Source organism: Gluconobacter sp. P1D12_c (assembly GCF_018812105.1).
Classification (GTDB): Bacteria; Pseudomonadota; Alphaproteobacteria; order Acetobacterales; family Acetobacteraceae; genus Gluconobacter; species Gluconobacter oxydans_A.
In genome coordinates this window covers 1-590 of sequence record NZ_JACSIQ010000190.1, presented here as the reverse complement: position 1 = coordinate 590, position 590 = coordinate 1, and the positions used below count along the sequence as shown (strand labels likewise).

General features: G+C 57.6%; 1 protein-coding gene. It reads right to left on the bottom strand.

The genetic code is table 11. The annotated features are described in order from the left end of the window. The coding region (locus KP705_RS16270) for a plasmid recombination protein (protein WP_252348430.1) at positions 1-533 on the bottom strand (533 nt) is incomplete at its 3' end. Positions 534-590: the final 57 nt, after the last annotated feature.

Genomic DNA, 590 nt, shown 5'->3' with positions numbered 1-590 from the left:
TTCACAAGAGGCTCCAGACGGCTCTGAAGCTGTTTCAGGCTCTCTCTGTCTTCCTTGGCCCGTTTGGTCGCTGTGCGGGCAACTGTGGCGCTCTGAACGGCAGGTTCATAATGCTGCTGAACGGTCTGACTGATGCGTTTTGCCACCTGCTCAGGGTCTTCCACAACACGGGTAAAAATCCCCTTCTTGAGCACCTGCGGTTCTAGGTCAGCAGGGGTCAGGTTTTTGTGCTCGGGTGCGTCCCGTTCTAGCGCCCCGTAGTAGGTTTTCAGCTTGGTGTGGGTGGCCTTGCTTCCTTCGATGCCGCGTTCCAGTCCGACAGGGCGTCCCACAACTCGCGCAAAGTCGGTCTGCATCTCGTTCAGGGCCTTGGCACCACCGAGGAACCGGCGGCAATTCAGGCGGCCTGTATCGGGGTCTTTTGGCACCACGTAGGCCGACAGGTGCGGCGTTTTTTCGTCCCGGTGAATGATGGCAGCGATCACGTTGTCCTTGCCGTGCCGCTCCTGAATCCAGCGCAACGCCTCGTTCAAATAGGGGTCACGACACGAAAGTGTACTTTACGTACGCTTAGAGTGAACCCAACAAGA